Genomic DNA, 16,255 nt, shown 5'->3' with positions numbered 1-16,255 from the left:
CCTCAGTGCGTCGCAAACAGGCGCGACAGCCAGCCCTTGCTCGTCTTTTCCGGGTCGGCGGCGAGCGATTCCGCGATCTCGCGCAGGACCTTCGTCACCGGACTGTTCTTCGCGAGCCGCGCGATCGGCTCACCCTGGTTCACCGACGCGGCGACCGCCTCGTAACAGTTCGGCACCGACTTGAACACCTTCGCATTCACCGTGCGTTCCAGATCCTCCAGCGTGATCTCGCTGTTCTTCTGATGGCGATTGACGATCAGCCCGACCTTCGACATCGAATAACCGAGCGACACGAACACGCCGACCAGCCGTTTCGCCTCGCGGATGAACGGCAAGGTCAGCTGCACCACCGGAAAGATCATGTCCGCCATGTCGAACGCCTGCAGGCTTACGGCGTCCAGCGAGCGGCCGACATCGACGATGACGAAGTCGTAGTTCGCGCGCGCCACCTTGAGGATCGCCTCGACGTTCTGGGCCTTGACGTCCGTCGCGTGGGCCGGGTCATCGGGCGCGGCAAACAGGTGGAAGCCGGGCGCGACCTCGATCATCGCCGACGCGAGGAAAGCGGCGTCGAGGCGATGGATCTGCTGGCACACCAGCGCGAGGTTGCTCGCCGGCTTCTGGTCGGTGACGTACATCGCCGCGTCACCGAACTGCAGGTTCAAATCGATCAGCGCGACCCGTTTGCCATGCGCCGCCGCCAGCACCCACGCGAGGTTCGTCGCGAGGAAGGTCGCGCCGCTGCCACCCTTGCACGATGTCATTGCCAGAATCTTGCCCTCGGCGGCGGCCCCGCCGGTGACACCGCGCTTGCGCGCGATACGTGCGAGCGCGGCGTGTAGTGCCTCGGCATTCGGTGCGCTCGGCAGCACCTCGCGTACGCCGGCGCGAAATGCCCGGAGCAGAAAGTCTGACGAGCTGTCGTCGGTGATGACGATCGGGTCGATCTGCGGATAGCGCAGCGTCAGGCGTTCGAGTGCCTCGAGTCCGCTCGGCTCGAACGCATCGAGCACGACGACATCGGGCACCGTGCCATTGACCGCCCCGATCGGTTCGCTCGACGTTGCATGTCCGACCGCGACGTCCATCGATTTGCCCGACTGAACGAGGATTGCGCGAAGGCGCTCGGCGTTGTCGTGGCTATCGGAAAGGATCTTGATCTTCATTGCGATGTTCCCGGTTGAAACTGGTTGATGCGGAAATCACTGACAAACCGGATTCGAAACCCCGTCTTTGTTGGTGCTTTCCATGCTCTCGTTCGGCAACGTGGTTGCAAATGCTGGCAGGGTCAGGGTCAGCGGAATGTAGGGAATTATCGTAGTGACGGGAATTGGGTCGATTCGGACGGTGATTTCGTAGCAGCTATCGGCATCGACACAGCCGGTCGGTGAATACGACACCTGAATCTTGTCTCCGGGGACAATCGGAAACAGGCTCGTCATCCTTGTTTTGATCGCGGTGTCATCAAGATCGCAGACCACTGCGATTCGTGCCCCCAGCCGAGTCGCCTCGGTTGCGGTATTCCAGTAAAAAAGGACCCGTCCCATTTCCATGATGCCGATGAGGAGGGAGAAGAAGACGCCCGCAACAAGCGCGAATTCCACTGCCGCAACGCCGCGCTGCCCCTTCCGATATCTACGTTTTTGCAGGGTCATGGCAGCGCCCCCCTTTGCTCCATCGTCGCGCGGATCGGGCCGAATGTGATGTTGGGCATCACGAACGGAACGAGAGAAGTGAACTGGAAGCCCGTAACCGTCATGGTGACCAGATTGATTTGGCCAAACGAGCCGCCGCCATACGTGACTTCCTGCAGGTTGTGATCGCCGGCGCAATTTGTGCGGTCGCAGGCGCTGACCATGCTCGAACTCAGCCCGGTCACCAACGCGGACGCGGCGGAGCAGGCAGTGGTGGTCCCGCACGCCGCCAGGTTCTTCGCGTTGTCGATCCGCGCCGCATCTCCCGGCGCCCCTTGAGCGAGGTAGCGCACGCCATCGCGAACGCCTTTCGCGATCGTGTTGTACTGGTAGATCGCGCGCCCGAACTCGGTGATGCCGAAGGCAAGCAGTACCAGCGGAATGATGAGGATGCCCAGTTCGACGGCAGCCACTCCTCGTTGTCTGGATCGCATGTTCATCATCTGTCTCACTGCACCAGGGTTGGCACGTTTGGGCCTGTGGCCGTGCTGCTTCCGGGCGAGCCGCCGGTTTGGCAAGGGCTGTCGTCGGCATTTCCGGCGCCTCGATACTCGAGATAAATCGTCCCGGTCGCGCCGTTCGACATCGGATTCAGCATCAGGACGCAGGCCATGCCGAGGATCGGAACCTGGTTGCCTGCATCGCAGTCGATCATCGGCACGCCGGCCAGACGGCGGTCGGCGCCGTAGGTCGCGTGCTCCGCGCTGTTGAGCGGTTGGCCCGGGATATTTCCGGCCGCACCCGTCGGGGCGTACTCGTTGCCGCTGAACGGGGCGTTACTGGCCCGCCTGTCCACGTAGTCCTCATAGGCGCTGGTGCCGACGTCGAACACGGGGCTGCCCGGCGCCTTGTTCGGATAGGCATAGCCGGTCGGGTCAGGCGGGGCCGTCTGTGGTGTGTACGCGTTGGCCCCATTCGGGTAAATGCCGAATCGGGTGTTGTAAGCCGACTTGGCGCCCTGCTGCGTGCCGGGCTGGCGGATGTCGTCGCCGACGCGAAGACCGCATACCGCGCCGCTGCCTGCCAATTGGTCGCGAATCTCCGAGTTGCCGCCAGCGCTGATGCTGAAATCGACCCACCTGAAGTTGCCCTCCAGGTTTTCATCGCTGTTGGCGCCGGAGTTGAACGTCGACCCGATCCACTCCCCGACGGTGTAGCCGAAATCGGGTAAGGCCGTGCCCGACTTCTTGCAGATGCCGATCGGCAATGACCCGCAGAAGGTTTTTCCGGGGGCGAGGGTTGCCACGGCGTAAGCGGATACCGCCTGTTCGCCGATTCCAAGGACGCCGATGAACCACGGCGCGACGCCTGTCGCACGTGTGATGCACATCGCGAATTTGGAGTTCGGATCGGCAGCAAGGCGCGACTGGTAGTTCGAGTTCGGCGCCAGCGCGGTACTGAACCTCACGTCAGCCGATGCGATCGCGACCGCGTCGCCCTGGAAGTCCTTCTTGTTCCGTTGGCCGACGAAGATCCCTGCCGCTTCGGCAGTTTGCAGTAACGAAGCGGGGCAGGTCCCCGTTACCGCCGGATCGCAGGTCAACTTGGTTGCGGCTGCCAGCGCACACGCGTCCGCGGCATTCTGCAATTCGGTCTTGTTGACATACAGCCGCCCAAGATCGAGCGCGAGGCCGGCGAAGCCGACCAGTGCGACGAGAGACAGCGCGGTGATGATCGCAACCGCGCCTCGCTGCTGGGGACGTGTCGTGATGGTCTTTGGCATGCCTGTTCTCCCGCCTCTCATCCGCTCAGCGTCCCGACCCACCGCCTACGCCGATGGTGAGCACGTCGGGCTGGGGCTGCGGCTGCGTGAAGCTCTTGGCATACTCCCCCATCGCCCCCTGAGCGGCCTTGCCGTCGATGCCCGTTACCGGGTCGGCGTTGCGCGAGGCATCGGGGGCGATCACCTGTTGTGCGGCCGCGGTCCTTGCGGCTTCGCCGAAACGGGCGTCCCAGTCGGGTGAGGTGGCGACACAGCCGGTCAGGCCAACAATCACCAGGGCACCGGTCAGTTGTGCGATTTTTTTCATGATCCGCCTCCTCACTTGGGTTCGAAGCCGCCACCGGCGGGCTCGCTTGCGGCAGGGAGAGGCGTCGCCCCCTCGGCCGGTGTCGGTGCGTTGCCTTCGAGCTTGCCGCGCCAGATCACGTCGGCGCGGCTCGGCTCGGTGTAGTTGTCGGTCGGCAGCACGAAATCCGGCGGCAGCGGCTTCACCAGGCGCGGGGTGATGACGAACACCAGTTCCGAGCGGTCGGTCTGGAATTCGGTGCTGCGGAACAGCGCGCCCAGCACCGGGATCTCGCCGAGGAACGGGAAGGCCCGGATGTTCGTGGTGGTGTTGTTCTTGATCAGCCCGCCGATCGCGAAGCTCTGGCCGTCCATCAACTGGACGGTGGTGAAAGCCCGGCGCGTGGTGAAGGACGGCAGGATCGCCAGGCCATTGACACCGGGCGCACTAATGCCGACACCCTCACGGTTCAGTTCGGAAACTTCCGGCCGCACGGCGAGGTTGATCCGTCCGCCTTCGAGCACGGTCGGCGTGAACTTGACCGAGACGCCGAATTCCTTTTCCTCCAGCGTGACCGTTCTCGTACCGCCGTCGTTTTGCGACACCGGGATGAAGATCTTGCCGCCGGCGAGGAAGCTGCCCTCCTGGCCACTGATCGCCATTACTGTGGGCTCGGCGAGAATCTTGATCAGGCCGTCGCTCTTCAGCGCGTCGAGGCCGATCAACGTGCTGTTTTTGCCGGAGATCAGCGGGACGGTCGTCGCGTCGCCGCCGATCGTCGCATTGCCGATCGGCGCGGTGATCGCGCCGGTGCCGCTGCTGTTGCTGATGGAGTCGACGATCCCTCCGCCGACGCGGGCGCCAACGGTACCGGACACCTGCCCCCCGACTGCGCTCTTGCCGCCAAAGACGCCAGACAGGAAGCGAATCATCGTGCCGTCGCCTGACGCGTAGGCGCGTGTGAAGTCGATGCCGAAGCGGTCGAGTACCGCCTTCGAGACCTCCGCCACCTTCACTTCCAGCATCACCTGCTGCGGCGCTCCGACCTTGAGCATGTTCAATACCCGCTCGTTGCGTCCGTTCTGGCCACCGCCGCTGTCCCGCACGTAAGCGGAGGCGATCTCCACGGCGCGATCGACCTTGGTCGCGTCGCTGACGGTGCCGGTCAGGACCAGTGAGTCGTAGGCGGAACTCACCCTGATGCCGGCTTCGTCAGGCAGCAGCATCGTGATCGCTCCCTGGACCGAGGTCACGTCCATCGCCACCGTCACGTCCAGCGCGGTGCAGCCGCCATTGCGGTCGACCAGCACGACGTTGGTCGAGCCGACCGACTTGCCGAGCAGGTAGATCTCGTTCGGGCTCAGCAGCAGCACATCGACCTGGGCGACACCGGGGCGGCCGTCGTCCTGCTTCGCCTGCTGCTTCCCTCCCTTGTCATCCTTCGCGGCTTCGACGCTCGGGCGCGCGGCCTGGGCATTGTCGGGGTTGCCCAGCAGGATGCGCGTCACCGGAACCTCGGGCCGGATCACCGAAGACTTGCCGACCGGAATCGTCACCATCGGCGCGATTTCGACCCGCCCGCAGGGCGAACCGCCGCTGGCGGCGACCGCGACCGGCTTTCTCGCCGGCGGAGCGCCGGTGACCGCGGCGTGGGCGGCACCGGACAGCATCAGCGCGATGACTGCCGACGTAACCCCTGCGACTCTGCGCCTGCTGTTGTTCTCGTTCCTGGTCATGATGTCCTCTGCGATCCGTGAGCGATTGGAATGGGCTAGAAGCATTCGTTGGCCTTGTTGACGCCGCGGATCACCTCGACGCAGACCTTTGCGCTGGGCGCCGGCGCGGGGCTCCGTTTCGCATACGTGCGGCGCGGGGCCACAGGCGCGGCCGGGGCGGGCGCCGCCACCGGCACCTCGACCGCAGTGCGCAGCAGCATTGCCTTGGTGATGCCTTCGGTCGCGGTCGGGCCCGAGTCGATCTGATTGCGCAGCACCAGCGACAGGTTGCCGACGCTGCGCGCGAGGTCGAGGCGCTCGGCCTGTTCCGGGGTGACTTCGAGCGTGACCGCATTCACCACCCGCGGCTTGGTTTCGTCGCGGTTGGCCTCTTGCGCGACGGCGAGCACGAGGATGCGCTCGAGCACGATCTTCGAGATCATCTGGTCCTGATTATTGCGGGTTGCCCCCGTGTTCTCCGTATTTACCATGATGTCGACATAGTTGCCGGGCAGCGTGAATCCGGCGACGCCGACGACGTCATTGACGCGCACGGTGATCGCGCGTTTGCCGTCCGGCACGACGGCGGACAGCCCGCCCTTCGTGCCGACCGGGGCCAGGCGCGACTCGAGCACCGGCTCGCCGGGCTGGATGCCCGTGATCGCGACGCGGCCGTCGAGTGTCGCGAGATCGGTGAAGGCGCCGTTGGGCACGCTGCCGGACGGCCAGACCACGAGGCGGACCGCCTCCGGCGTGATCCGGCCGCCGAGTTGCAGTTCGACCGCCGCGACCGCGATGCGGTTGGCGTCCCCGCCGGCTTTGTCCTGCAGCCAGCGTGTTCCGAGCACGACCGCGGCGAGTCCGGCGAGCAACGCGACGAAGAGAAAGATGCCACCCTTGGCCTTCATTTGAATCCCCTTGTTTCCGGACCGTCAGGGTTTCCTGCCGGTCCTGCAAGTGCCCGCCGTGGCGGGCGTTCCGGTGCAAGGCCGGCTGCCGTAGGCACGGCCGCCGGCCCCTCCCTCCGAGCTGCGGCCCTAACGGGTCGCGAAGTAGTTGTGCCAGGCCCAGTGCAGGGCGTCCGGGGTCAGTCGCGCGGGTTCCCCGAGATAGCGGGCGAGGTCGGCAATCTGGTTCACCAGATCGCGCGGGTAGCACGCCAGCAGCGGCTGCTCATGCACGGCGTGATAGTCGTTCAACAGGGTCTGAAAGCTGGCTTCATCGAAGGGTACGCCCCGTTCTTCGCAAACCCGCGTGAATATGTTCCTGTATTCATCCACATTCATCGGCCCGATGTGGATCTTGTAGCCGAGTCGGCGCAGGAAGGCGGGGTCGGCGACCTCGGAGGGCATCAGATTCGTCGAGAACACCAGCACGACATCGAAGGGCAGCGTGAATTTCGTGCCGCTATGCAGCGCGAGGTAGTCGTGACGGCGGTCCATCGGCACGATCCAGCGGTTCATCAGCTGTTCCGGCGTGACCAGTTGCCGGCCGAGGTCGTCGACCACGAACAGGCCGTTGTTTGCCTTGACGTGCGGCGGCGCCTGATAGAAGCCATTGGCGGCGTCGTAGTCGAGATCGAGCATGCGCAGCGTCAATTCGCCGCCGGTGATCGCCACCGGGCGCTTGCAGCGCACCCAGCGCTGGTCCGTGCGCGTCAGGTTGTCGAGGCTCGCGGGCCGCTGATCGTCATCGACCGGTGTATGAATCAGCGGGTCGAACACCTGGATGATTTCGCCATCGACGAGGATCGCGTGCGGCACCGCGACGTCGCCATCGAGCAGCAGTGCCAGCCGCTCGGCGAGGTAGGTCTTGCCGGCGCCGGCCGGGCCGTACAAGAACATCGCGCGTCCCGAGCTCATCGCGGCGCCGAGCTGATCGCGCACCTCCGGCTTGATGATCAGGCCGACAAACGCCTCGTTGACCCCGTCGCGGGTGACGCGCATCTTCGTGACCGACTGCCGCTCGACCTGGGCGACATACGCGGCGAGGCCGACCGGCGCCGCGCCTGCATATTTGCAGCGCCCGAGGAACTCGGCGGCGCGGGCGCGGCCGGCGTCGGTGAGCTCATACAGGATGTCGCCGTCGGTCTCGCCGCGCCGCATGACCTCGCACAGCCGCTCGCTGCGCATGAACGCGAGCAGGCTTTCGAGCACGCTCGCCGGCAGGCGTAGTTGCTGCGACAGCTCGGTGAGGCGCAACTGGCCGCGCACAAACAGCAGCTTCGCGGCCAGTTCGACGAGGAGCAGCAGCGGCAGGCCGGTTTCATCGAGCGTGCGCGGCGCGCGCGGGAACGCGCTGGCTTCGTCGAAGGGGATTACCTTGGCGCTGGAAGGGGTGTGCATGAGCAGGCTCCGCAATGTTCCGTTCAGCTCAGCGCCCAGCCGCCGGAGCGGACCAGGAGCAGTTGCAACAGGGTGCCGGTAGCAATCGCCAGCGCATACGGCATGCGCCCGGCGGTATGCTGCAGGGGTTCGAATGTCGGGTTGATGCCGTTGGCGGCCTTGACCGCGCTGGTGGTGAGCATGAGGCGCAGATTCATCACCAGTTGCGCAAACGAGCGCTGCCACAGTGCCATCGCCAGCGCAAGCACGCCGCCGGCAGCGAAGGTCAGGACGACAACCCCCAGTGTTTGCAGCGGGCCGAGAAAGGCGCCGACCATCATCATCAGCTTGACGTCGCCGGCTCCCATCGCCCGTACGGCGTAGAGGGGAAACAGCGCCGCAAAGCCGACGGCGACTCCGCCGAGCGCGGAAAGTAGTCCGATTGCGCCGGCAGGAGCCTGGAGAATTCCATCGCCATGTGCAGCAATGCCGTGGAAAGCCAAGGCTATAAGCAGACCCGTGACGATCAACAAATTGTGGACCTTGCCTGTGCGCAGATCGGTAAATACGGCGACTGCGAGGACGCAGAGCAGGCTGGCGAGTCCGAGGTTCATTTGAGTCACCGGTTCGTTCAGAGTCAGTCTTGTTCTCGGTAAGAGTCATTGGGCCGCGTCTCGGCGGTCCAATGACCCTTCCTGACCACGAGTTCTCTCAGAGAGCAGCGGTCAGTGCGGTGGAAACGTTGGTGAACACCAGAACCAGGTTGTCGCCGACAGCGTCCACGCTGGCGATGATGGTTACGGCGATGAGCGCCGCAATCAATCCGTACTCGATCGCAGTGACGCCTTCCTCATCGCGGATGAACTGTTTGAGCATTTCGAACATGATTTTCTCCTTCGTCAAAAGAACGCCGGACCTCCCGGCTACCAACCGGAGCGGGAGGCCCGATCCGGAAAACCGCTGCGAGTCGAATTCCATCTCGCATTGAAACCGCTGCTTGTTCAGGGCGCCGCGGCGGCCACCTTTATTGCGATGTCGTCATAGAGCAATTCAAGGCTGTCGCCGAGCAAACCGACCGAACCGACAATCGCACCGAAGATCAGCGCCGCCAGCAACGCATACTCGATGGCGGTGACGCCGTCTTGCTCCGTCCAGAATGCGTCGAGCATTCCTCCGATCTGCACGGTCTTCATTTCTGTCGTCCCGTCCTGTGTGCCTTGACTTCAGATTAGGCGCCTCGCCTTTTCACGGCATCGGCAAATCCACCCAGTGCGGCTAGTCATATATAACGAAAGGCAAGGGTGACAGTTGTCATGGCGGGAGGAGTGCCTCGGCAGGCGCTCTTCGCCGTGGCGTATCGGGTACGGGGGGCGCGGGCCGAGTGCGACCAAAGGGATAGTCGGGGCGCAATGCGCAAAAGGCCTCCCCGTTCCCGGAGAGGCCTCTCGCGCGCAGATCGGGGTTGCGTTTCAGAACACGAAGGGGATCAGCCGCCACTTGACGCGGCTCCGGTAGGCGCGATATTCGGGCGTTAGCCCGAGATGCCTTTCCTCGAAATGCACACGAGCGATGAGCAGAGTCGCACTAGCAAGTCCAAGCAGTAAATTTCTAGTCGAGAAATTTGCCGCCAGGTAGAACGAAAACGTGATCACGTAGCTGGTGTAGATCGGGTGCCGGACGAGCGAATACATGCCCCGGGTCTTGAGTTCGCGCAAGGCGGGAACAATGGCGAGGCTGCGGTTCAGCGATAGCACGCCGGCGATCTGCAGCACCGAGCCGACCATCAGGCCCCATTCGGCGATTGGTACCGGGGTATCCGTCGTAGGTCGGAGAAGCAGCGGAAGGAACGTCCCCGCGACCGCCACGATCCATTCGGAAGGTCTTGTCGTGAACGTCTTGGGCTGGGTGCGCAGCAGGAAGAAGGCCGCGATGATGGTTTCGGCAATGGCGAACAGCAGCAGGCCCGTTTTGCCGGTCAGCCCGAAGTTTGTAAGGTGCGCAATCGCGAACAGCAGCCACAACGCACAGAGGGCTGCGCCGGTTATCGATTGTGTTTGCGCCGAGGTCAGGATGTGTGCGGTACGGGCCATTTGAACGATCTCCACGTGTTGCCCGCCGGAGGTACGCCCGCCGTCGATGCCGCTACGAGCGGCGATGCAGCCCGGGCCGGGCAGGTGTCGAATGCCGCGAGCGGGCGCTGCGTTCTCACGATGACGCGTGCGCTCGGGTTCCTGTTTGCATGGTGATCCGGGCGCGCCACTTTGGCATCCGACGATGCGCCTGCTCCGGGTGATCGCGTTCGCCCGGGTCGCCCATGACAATTGTCACCCTCGATCCTTCCTTCAGCCGGTCGCCCCACGGATTGCCGCGATCAATTCTTCGCCCGCCGCTGTCTTCGACACGAAGCCGGCCGCGCCCAGGCGCAGCGCGCGCTGGCGTACGTCCGGATCGGCGAGGCAGGTGAACACCACGATGCCGGGACGGCAGGCGGCGTGCAGCTGGGGAATGAGCGCGAGTCCGTCCTCGCCCGCAAGATCGGCGTCGAGCACGATGACGTCGGGGCGGGTGCTGTGCGCGAGCGCCAGGGCCTGGACGCCGCAGCAGGCCCGGCCTGCGACCTGCATGTGCGGAGTCTCGCTGTCGATCAGCGCACTCACGCCGGCGAGGATGGCGCGCTGGTCATCGACGAGGAGGACGGTGATCGGAAGGTGAAGCGGGGCGCTGGGCATGGCAGCCTCGACACATGCGGCATCGGCCGCGAGTGGAGTAAAGATACCCGGGGTAGCGGGGGCGGGCCATGGGAAAACTTGCCCGCGCCGGGGGTGACAAAGTGACTGGCGAGAGCGCCGCCCCGGATAGCGCGCGTGTCGCTTTCCCGGTTCCCGGCCAGAGGCCGGCGCTGATCGTTGTGGCCGTGCCCTCAGCTCACGGCGGCGCCCAGCCCGTGCTCCTTGGCATACAGGTAGAGCTCCAGCCGGCCGTGCACGCCGAGTTTCTGATAGATCACGGTCAGGTGGTTGCGCAGGGTGTGTTCGCTGATGCCCATATCGTCGGCGAGGACCAGGCTCTTGGCGCCGCGATGTTTGACGACGGTGGCGAGCACCTCATGTTCCTTGGGGGTGAGGGTGGCGAACTTCGTGGTGTCGTCGTCGGCGCGAGGGCGGCTGCCGGTGAGGGTGTTCATGAGGATGCCGAGCAGGGCCTGGCTGAGCCAGATTTCGCCGTCGTGGATCTTCTCGATCGCACGCAGCAGGATATCGACCGATTCTTCCTTCTTTACCACGCCGCGGGCGCCGCCGAGCACGGCGCGCCGGTGGGTCTCGAGGTCACGTGCACCGGTGAGCACCAGCACCCGGGCGCTGACGCTGTGGAGCAGCGCCGTAAACGACTTGCTACAGTCCTCGCCGCCCAGGTCGAGGTCGAGCACGATCACGTCCGCGTCCTTGCAGCCGGGTGACGACAGCATGTCGGGGATGCTGGTGGCCGAGCCCACGAGGCGCATGCGGTCGGCCGCGCTGTCGATCAGCCGCTCCAGTCCCCACAGCGTGGCACGGTGGTCATCCACCAAAAACACGCGAATCCGGGTTTCACTCGCAACCATGGTCAATTACCACCAAATTCGTTGGTATTGAGATAATTAGATCAGTGAAACCCGGTCGATGCAGGTCGACTACTGCACACCCGTGCAAGGATTCTGCCCGCTCGGCGATCGAGCGTGGCACAAAGGGCGCCGGCGGGGTGTCCCCGCCGCCGTGATCGTTGCCGATCCGCAGGATCAGGGTATCGGGCTCGGCGGTGATGAAGATCTCAGCCCGCGTGGCCTGGGTATGGCGGCGGATGTTGGTGAGTGCTTCGCTGACGAGCTGGACGCAGGCTCCGGCAAGCTTGCGATTGGTGGGCACATCGACCTCGCAGTGCACCGCGACTTCGAGTCCGAACAGCTCCGTGAAGCGCCTGGCCTGGCGGCGCAGCGCCGGCGCCAGGGTGTCTTCGCCGGATCCGGCGCCGCTGCGCATGCTCGACACCACTTCGCGCAGTTGGTGAAGTTCGTTGATCACCATTTCCTGCAGGGCGAGGATGTCGTGACGCAGCGGGTTGTCCGCTCCGCTCTTGCGCGCCAGCGCTTCGATGCCGTACTTGATGCCGAGATAGGGCTGGATCGCGGTGTCGTGCAGGTCGCGGCCGATACGAGCGCGTTCGGTGGCCATGGCCTCGTCGGACAGTTGCTCGAGGAGGCCGGCATTCTCGATGACCGGTGTGAGTTGTTCCATGATGCCGAACAGCAGTTCCGCATTGCGCGTGCGGTAGCGCCGGTGCCCCGAGTCCAGCAACAGCCAGCACGGCCGCGGCGAGCGGCGGCAGATGGGAACGGTGATCAGCGATCGGGCGTCGAGCAGTTCGGCCAGGATGTCCATCGCCGGGCGGCCGACCGGGGTGGCCGCCCGGGTGGTGACGTGGAAGCCGCCGCGGTAACGGATGGGGTGCCGACCGAGAAGATGGGTCACGTGGAGTACGCTGGCGATGTCGCGCGGCAAGCGCCCGAGCGCTTCGAGCAAGCTCGCGAGGAGGTCGCCGTGCACCTCGGCTACGGCGCCGCTGCGGTTGCACCGGAACAGGCGCGGCTCGCTGCCGGGCAGCCAGATCAGCAGCAGGCCCAGGTCGGCTTCGAAGTGCTGCGCCAGTGCGCGGAGAACGGTATTGGCCACCTGCTCCACCCCCAGGCGCGGATCGGCCTGGTCCTGCAGCCGGTCGGCGATCGTCACCTGTTCGTTCATCTGTACCCCGGCCTGCGCCAGCCCTGCCACCAGCGGACCGAGACCGAGCAGGGCGAGCGGAAAGAGCATGGCTTCCGCCGACATGATGCTGGCGTGCTGGCCGTAGGCAATGAGCAGGCCGCCGCTGGCGGCGAACAGCGAGACCAGCAGCCCCGAGAGGAAGCCGAAACTGAGCGAGGCAAACAGCACCGGGAACAACAGCAGCAGCACGAAGAGGCTGCTCGGCGCCCCTGCAAGCCAGGCCACCAGCAGGATCCACAGCGCATCGATCCAGGAGGTGAGCGGGGACTGCGGTGGCGGACTGCCGTTGACCTCGATCCAGCACAGCCAGCCCGCGTAGGCGGCATAACACAGCACCGTGAGCACGATCAGCGGACGGGCCGCGAGCAACAGTGACAGGGATTCGATCGCGGCGATGATCGCGATGATCACCCGGATGTTGGCCAGCACCCGGCGCAGCTCGGGGCTGGCGCGCGAACCCGCCGCGTTGGGGCCAGGCCGCGGCGTGGCGATGGAACCCGCCCTGCTTCCGGTCATATGCAAACGACCTCCCGTCGGTAATGGCGCTTTCCGCGTCTTTCCGGGCCCGTCCAGCGCGGCCGGTGCCCCGCCTGCATTCCGTCGATGATAGCGACTTTACGTGTTTCGCGGATATCGCGCGAAGAACTTCGCCCGAATCGTGGCGCAGTGCGCAATCGGCGTCGCGGCAGCAGGGCAACGCAAAAACAAAACGGGCGCCGCCTTGTGGGCGCGCCCGTTTTCCGCCTCCGGGGTGGGGAGGCGTTTACTTGAAGGTCGGGTCGAAGGGCAGGCCGACGTAGTTTTCGGCGATGGTGGTCTTGCCCGCGGTGGAGCTCATCAGGTAGTCGAGTTCGGCGAGCTGGATCTTGTGCTCGATCGGGTCCTCGTTGAACTTGTGCATGATCGAGGTGAACCACCACGAGAAGCGCACCGCGGCCCACACCCGGCGCAGCGCGGTCTCGGAGTAGCGGTCGAGCAGGTCGGTGCGGCCGCCTTCGTTGTAGAACGCGATCAGCGCGGTCGCCAGGTAGTACATGTCGGACGCGGCCAGGTTCAGGCCCTTGGCGCCGGTCGGCGGAACGATGTGGGCGGCGTCGCCGACCAGGAACATGTTGCCGAAGCGCATCGGTTCGGTGACGAAGCTGCGCAGCGGGGCGATGCTCTTCTCGATCGACGGGCCGGTGACCATGTCCTTGGCGATGTGCTCGGGCAGGCGGCGGCGGATCTCGTCCCAGAAGCGCTCGTCGGACCAGTCTTCGACCTTCTCGTCGAGACCGACCTGGATGTAGTAGCGGCTGCGGGTCGGCGAGCGCATCGAACACAGTGCGAAGCCGCGCTTGTGGTTGGCGTAGATCAGCTCTTCGTGCACCGGCGGGGTGTCGGACAGCAGGCCGAGCCAGCCGAAGGGGTAGATGCGTTCGAATTCGGTGATTTTCTCGCGCGGCACGGAAGCGCGCGAGGCGCCGTGATAGCCGTCGCAACCAGCGATGTAGTCGCAGTCGACGATGGTCTGCTTGCCTTCCTTGACGAATTCCAGCTTGGGCTTGCCGTCGAGGTAGCCGACCGGATGCACGTCGCGGGCCTCGAAGATCACGGTGATGTTGTCGTCCTTCAGCACCGCGTCGTATAGATCCTTGGTGAGTTCGGTCTGGCCGTACACCATCACCTGCTTGCCGCCGGTGAGTGAGGCCATGTCGATACGCTCTTCGCGGCCGTCGAAGGTGAGCACGATACCGTCGTGCACCAGGCCTTCACGGTCCATGCGCTCGCTGACCTTGGCGCGGCGCATCAGGTCGACCATGCCCTGTTCGAGGATGCCGGCGCGGATTCGGGCTTCGACGTACTCGCGGTTCTGGCGTTCGAGGATGACGCTCTTGATGCCGGCGAGGCTGAGCAGGCGGGCAAGGCAAAGGCCCGAGGGGCCGCCGCCGATGATTCCGACTTGGGTTTGCATGTCTCTCTCTCCTGTTATTGGGTACTGTCGTGCAGACAGGCTTGAACTATAGGCACGCGCACCGCCGGGCGCTTGAACTCGGCAGGGTCAATGCTTGTACTTTTCGAAAGTCGAGCTATGCTCCCGGTCAAGCGTTCGATAAGGCAGGCACAAGACCCATGAAGGACGCACGCGTCCCGTCGTACAAGCTGTTTGGCGAAAAGGCGTTGTGGCCGACGCCGGAGCCGGTGCATTGCGAAACGATCGCGGCGCGCAGTGCCCTGTACGATTGGGAAATCACGCCTCATAGCCATGACAGCCTTCTGCATGTCGTTTTCCTGCAGGCGGGGGAGGCCGAGATGGTGCTCGAGACGGAGCCGCAGGCGCTGACCGTACCCTGCGTGCTGATGGTGCCGCCGAGGCGCATTCATGGATTTCGCTTTTCGCCCGACATGGTGGGGCAGATCGTCACCCTGCCGCAGACCCTGCTCGGCGAGCTGTTTGCCTTGTCCGCGGAGTTGCGCGGGGCGTTCGATGGTTTCCGCTACCTTCCGCTTGGCGAGCAACCCGACACCCTGGCCTTGATGCGCCTGCATTTCGAGCAGTTCGATCGCGAATACGCGGGTCGCCTGCCGGGACGCCTGAGCGCGCTGCTCGCGACGCTCGGGCTGGTGCTGGTCCAGCTTGCACGGGCGGGCGGCATCGCGGCGGAGGGCGTGGCCCACGATCGCATGCATGTGCGGGTCGAACGCTTTGCCGCGCTGATCGAAAACCACTTCCGCGAATGGCAGCCGATCGGCTTCTACGCCGGGCGCCTCGGGGTGTCGCCGGCCCAGCTCAACAACAGCTGCCGGCGCGAGGCGGGAACGAGCGCGCAGGACATGATCCACGAGCGCCTGCTGCTGGAGGCGCGCCGCCTGCTGGCCTATTCCGATCTCGACGTGACCGGCATCGGCTATGCGCTCGGTTTCAGGGATCCCGCGTACTTCTCGCGCTTCTTCAGCCGCAAGCAGGGCATGTCGCCGTCGGCGTTCCGCCAGGCACACGCGCGCCGGTTGGCAACGTAAGCCGGCAAGGCGTCGCCGACGGGCTGGATTCTATTAACCCGGCTTTCAATCAGGTGATGTCGAGTGGAGCGCGGCGCGGCTGCTCCCTCCCCTGGGTGCAACCGGCGCGGGAGTAACCCATCCCCCTCCTGGCCGGTAGTCTCGGCGAAGCCTCGCCGCTACACCGGCAGCGAGCAGTGCTCGCTGAAACCCCGGTTCCGCCCCCCTTGAAGGGGAGGAACAAGGTGCCAACATTGACTGCACGTGTTCAATTGCCGGGTTAATAGTGTGGGCCGCCGGGACGCCGGCCGGACCCGCGGCTCAGCTGACGACCCACAGTGCCACCAGCGAGATGCTGGGGAAGAGCACGAGCAGGAAGATGCGGAGGATGTCGGAGGCGAGGAAGGGCAGCACACCGCGGAAGATGGTGGCCATCGGGATGTCGCGGGCCACGCCGCTGATGATGTACACGTTCATCCCCACCGGGGGCGTGATCAGGCCGATCTCCATCACCACCAGCGCGACCATGCCGAACCAGATCGCCTTCTCCTCCAGGCCCAGGCCCCAGTACTCCATGCCGAGCACGATGGGCAGGAAGATCGGCACCGTGAGCAGGATCATCGACAGGCTGTCCATCACGCAGCCGAGCAGCATGTAGATCACGATGATCGCGAACAGCACGGTGAACGGTCCGAAGCCCATCTCCTGCACCCAGGCCGCGGCCTCGGCCGGCATCTG

The 16,255-nt window shown here is 65.0% G+C and carries 18 protein-coding genes; 1 reads left to right on the top strand and 17 read right to left on the bottom strand.

What is annotated here, in order from left to right; genetic code table 11:
- Nucleotides 1–2: 2 nt before the first annotated feature.
- The 16 genes from AC3A35_RS26440 to pobA all read right to left on the bottom strand — a co-directional run bounded on the left by AC3A35_RS26440 (nt 3) and on the right by pobA (nt 14,492).
- Complete coding sequence (locus AC3A35_RS26440) at nt 3–1,166, bottom strand: CpaE/TadZ family protein (RefSeq protein WP_487439536.1); 1,164 nt, start codon at nt 1,164–1,166, stop codon at nt 3–5.
- 36 nt (nt 1,167–1,202) lie between these two features.
- Nucleotides 1,203–1,655 (bottom strand): TadE/TadG family type IV pilus assembly protein, encoded by a 453-nt coding sequence (locus AC3A35_RS26435; RefSeq protein WP_487439535.1) that lies wholly within the window; start codon nt 1,653–1,655, stop codon nt 1,203–1,205.
- Nucleotides 1,652–2,107 carry a TadE/TadG family type IV pilus assembly protein gene (locus AC3A35_RS26430; protein WP_487439534.1) on the bottom strand — a complete coding sequence of 152 codons (456 nt, stop codon included), beginning with the start codon at nt 2,105–2,107 and terminating at the stop codon, nt 1,652–1,654. The genes AC3A35_RS26435 and AC3A35_RS26430 overlap by 4 nt, the downstream gene beginning before the upstream one ends.
- 35 nt (nt 2,108–2,142) lie before the next feature.
- A complete protein-coding gene (locus AC3A35_RS26425) occupies nt 2,143–3,417 on the bottom strand; it encodes a pilus assembly protein TadG-related protein (RefSeq protein WP_487439533.1) in 1,275 nt (424 codons plus the stop codon).
- A gap of 25 nt (nt 3,418–3,442) precedes the next feature.
- A complete protein-coding gene (locus AC3A35_RS26420) occupies nt 3,443–3,724 on the bottom strand; it encodes a pilus assembly protein (RefSeq protein WP_487439532.1) in 282 nt (93 codons plus the stop codon).
- 11 nt (nt 3,725–3,735) lie between these two features.
- Entirely contained in the window at nt 3,736–5,439 is a 1,704-nt protein-coding gene (locus tag AC3A35_RS26415) for a type II and III secretion system protein family protein (protein WP_487439531.1), read from the bottom strand.
- A 35-nt stretch (nt 5,440–5,474) separates the two neighbouring features.
- Nucleotides 5,475–6,326: a Flp pilus assembly protein CpaB gene (cpaB, locus tag AC3A35_RS26410; RefSeq protein WP_487439530.1), complete on the bottom strand. Its 852-nt coding sequence runs from the start codon at nt 6,324–6,326 to the stop codon at nt 5,475–5,477.
- A 129-nt stretch (nt 6,327–6,455) separates the two neighbouring features.
- Nucleotides 6,456–7,763: an ATP-binding protein gene (locus tag AC3A35_RS26405; protein ID WP_487439529.1), complete on the bottom strand. Its 1,308-nt coding sequence runs from the start codon at nt 7,761–7,763 to the stop codon at nt 6,456–6,458.
- A 23-nt stretch (nt 7,764–7,786) separates the two neighbouring features.
- A complete protein-coding gene (locus tag AC3A35_RS26400) occupies nt 7,787–8,356 on the bottom strand; it encodes an A24 family peptidase (RefSeq protein ID WP_487439528.1) in 570 nt (189 codons plus the stop codon).
- A 97-nt stretch (nt 8,357–8,453) separates the two neighbouring features.
- Nucleotides 8,454–8,627, bottom strand: coding sequence for a Flp family type IVb pilin (locus tag AC3A35_RS26395; protein ID WP_487439527.1), 174 nt, complete (start codon nt 8,625–8,627; stop codon nt 8,454–8,456).
- Nucleotides 8,628–8,743: 116 nt separating this feature from the next.
- Nucleotides 8,744–8,935 carry a Flp family type IVb pilin gene (locus AC3A35_RS26390; RefSeq protein WP_487439526.1) on the bottom strand — a complete coding sequence of 64 codons (192 nt, stop codon included), beginning with the start codon at nt 8,933–8,935 and terminating at the stop codon, nt 8,744–8,746.
- 276 nt (nt 8,936–9,211) lie between these two features.
- Nucleotides 9,212–9,832, bottom strand: a complete 621-nt coding sequence (locus AC3A35_RS26385; RefSeq protein WP_487439525.1) for a methyltransferase family protein — start codon at nt 9,830–9,832, stop codon at nt 9,212–9,214.
- 252 nt (nt 9,833–10,084) lie between these two features.
- Nucleotides 10,085–10,471 (bottom strand): response regulator, encoded by a 387-nt coding sequence (locus AC3A35_RS26380; RefSeq protein WP_487439524.1) that lies wholly within the window; start codon nt 10,469–10,471, stop codon nt 10,085–10,087.
- Nucleotides 10,472–10,662: 191 nt separating this feature from the next.
- Entirely contained in the window at nt 10,663–11,343 is a 681-nt protein-coding gene (locus tag AC3A35_RS26375) for a LuxR C-terminal-related transcriptional regulator (protein WP_487439523.1), read from the bottom strand.
- Nucleotides 11,330–13,054 (bottom strand): sensor histidine kinase, encoded by a 1,725-nt coding sequence (locus tag AC3A35_RS26370; RefSeq protein ID WP_487439522.1) that lies wholly within the window; start codon nt 13,052–13,054, stop codon nt 11,330–11,332. Before AC3A35_RS26370 ends, AC3A35_RS26375 begins: the two co-directional genes overlap by 14 nt.
- Nucleotides 13,055–13,301: 247 nt before the next feature.
- Nucleotides 13,302–14,492, bottom strand: coding sequence for a 4-hydroxybenzoate 3-monooxygenase (pobA, locus tag AC3A35_RS26365; protein ID WP_487439521.1), 1,191 nt, complete (start codon nt 14,490–14,492; stop codon nt 13,302–13,304).
- A gap of 158 nt (nt 14,493–14,650) precedes the next feature.
- Between pobA and AC3A35_RS26360 the strand changes: the two genes are divergently transcribed.
- Complete coding sequence (locus AC3A35_RS26360) at nt 14,651–15,538, top strand: helix-turn-helix domain-containing protein (RefSeq protein WP_487439520.1); 888 nt, start codon at nt 14,651–14,653, stop codon at nt 15,536–15,538.
- Between the two features lie 300 nt (nt 15,539–15,838).
- Here AC3A35_RS26360 and AC3A35_RS26355 read toward each other — a convergent pair.
- Nucleotides 15,839–16,255, bottom strand: a 417-nt coding sequence (locus AC3A35_RS26355) for a TRAP transporter large permease subunit (RefSeq protein WP_487439519.1), incomplete at its 5' end; no start/stop codon positions are given.

It is taken from the genome of Azoarcus sp. Soil_N_20, assembly GCF_057656155.1.
Note: the sequence above shows the minus strand (reverse complement) of the source record. Positions and strands in the feature narration are given on the sequence as shown.

What these genes read in the sequence shown, in the direction of transcription:
- AC3A35_RS26440 (WP_487439536.1), bottom strand. Translation starts at nt 1,166, where the DNA reads ATGAAGATCAAGATCCTTTCCGATAGCCACGACAACGCCGAGCGCCTT.
- AC3A35_RS26435 (WP_487439535.1), bottom strand. Translation starts at nt 1,655, where the DNA reads ATGACCCTGCAAAAACGTAGATATCGGAAGGGGCAGCGCGGCGTTGCG.
- AC3A35_RS26425 (WP_487439533.1), bottom strand. Translation starts at nt 3,417, where the DNA reads ATGCCAAAGACCATCACGACACGTCCCCAGCAGCGAGGCGCGGTTGCG.
- AC3A35_RS26420 (WP_487439532.1), bottom strand. Translation starts at nt 3,724, where the DNA reads ATGAAAAAAATCGCACAACTGACCGGTGCCCTGGTGATTGTTGGCCTG.
- AC3A35_RS26415 (WP_487439531.1), bottom strand. Translation starts at nt 5,439, where the DNA reads ATGACCAGGAACGAGAACAACAGCAGGCGCAGAGTCGCAGGGGTTACG.
- cpaB (WP_487439530.1), bottom strand. Translation starts at nt 6,326, where the DNA reads ATGAAGGCCAAGGGTGGCATCTTTCTCTTCGTCGCGTTGCTCGCCGGA.
- AC3A35_RS26405 (WP_487439529.1), bottom strand. Translation starts at nt 7,763, where the DNA reads ATGCACACCCCTTCCAGCGCCAAGGTAATCCCCTTCGACGAAGCCAGC.
- AC3A35_RS26400 (WP_487439528.1), bottom strand. Translation starts at nt 8,356, where the DNA reads ATGAACCTCGGACTCGCCAGCCTGCTCTGCGTCCTCGCAGTCGCCGTA.
- AC3A35_RS26395 (WP_487439527.1), bottom strand. Translation starts at nt 8,627, where the DNA reads ATGTTCGAAATGCTCAAACAGTTCATCCGCGATGAGGAAGGCGTCACT.
- AC3A35_RS26390 (WP_487439526.1), bottom strand. Translation starts at nt 8,935, where the DNA reads ATGAAGACCGTGCAGATCGGAGGAATGCTCGACGCATTCTGGACGGAG.
- AC3A35_RS26385 (WP_487439525.1), bottom strand. Translation starts at nt 9,832, where the DNA reads ATGGCCCGTACCGCACACATCCTGACCTCGGCGCAAACACAATCGATA.
- AC3A35_RS26380 (WP_487439524.1), bottom strand. Translation starts at nt 10,471, where the DNA reads ATGCCCAGCGCCCCGCTTCACCTTCCGATCACCGTCCTCCTCGTCGAT.
- AC3A35_RS26375 (WP_487439523.1), bottom strand. Translation starts at nt 11,343, where the DNA reads ATGGTTGCGAGTGAAACCCGGATTCGCGTGTTTTTGGTGGATGACCAC.
- AC3A35_RS26370 (WP_487439522.1), bottom strand. Translation starts at nt 13,054, where the DNA reads ATGACCGGAAGCAGGGCGGGTTCCATCGCCACGCCGCGGCCTGGCCCC.
- pobA (WP_487439521.1), bottom strand. Translation starts at nt 14,492, where the DNA reads ATGCAAACCCAAGTCGGAATCATCGGCGGCGGCCCCTCGGGCCTTTGC.
- AC3A35_RS26360 (WP_487439520.1), top strand. Translation starts at nt 14,651, where the DNA reads ATGAAGGACGCACGCGTCCCGTCGTACAAGCTGTTTGGCGAAAAGGCG.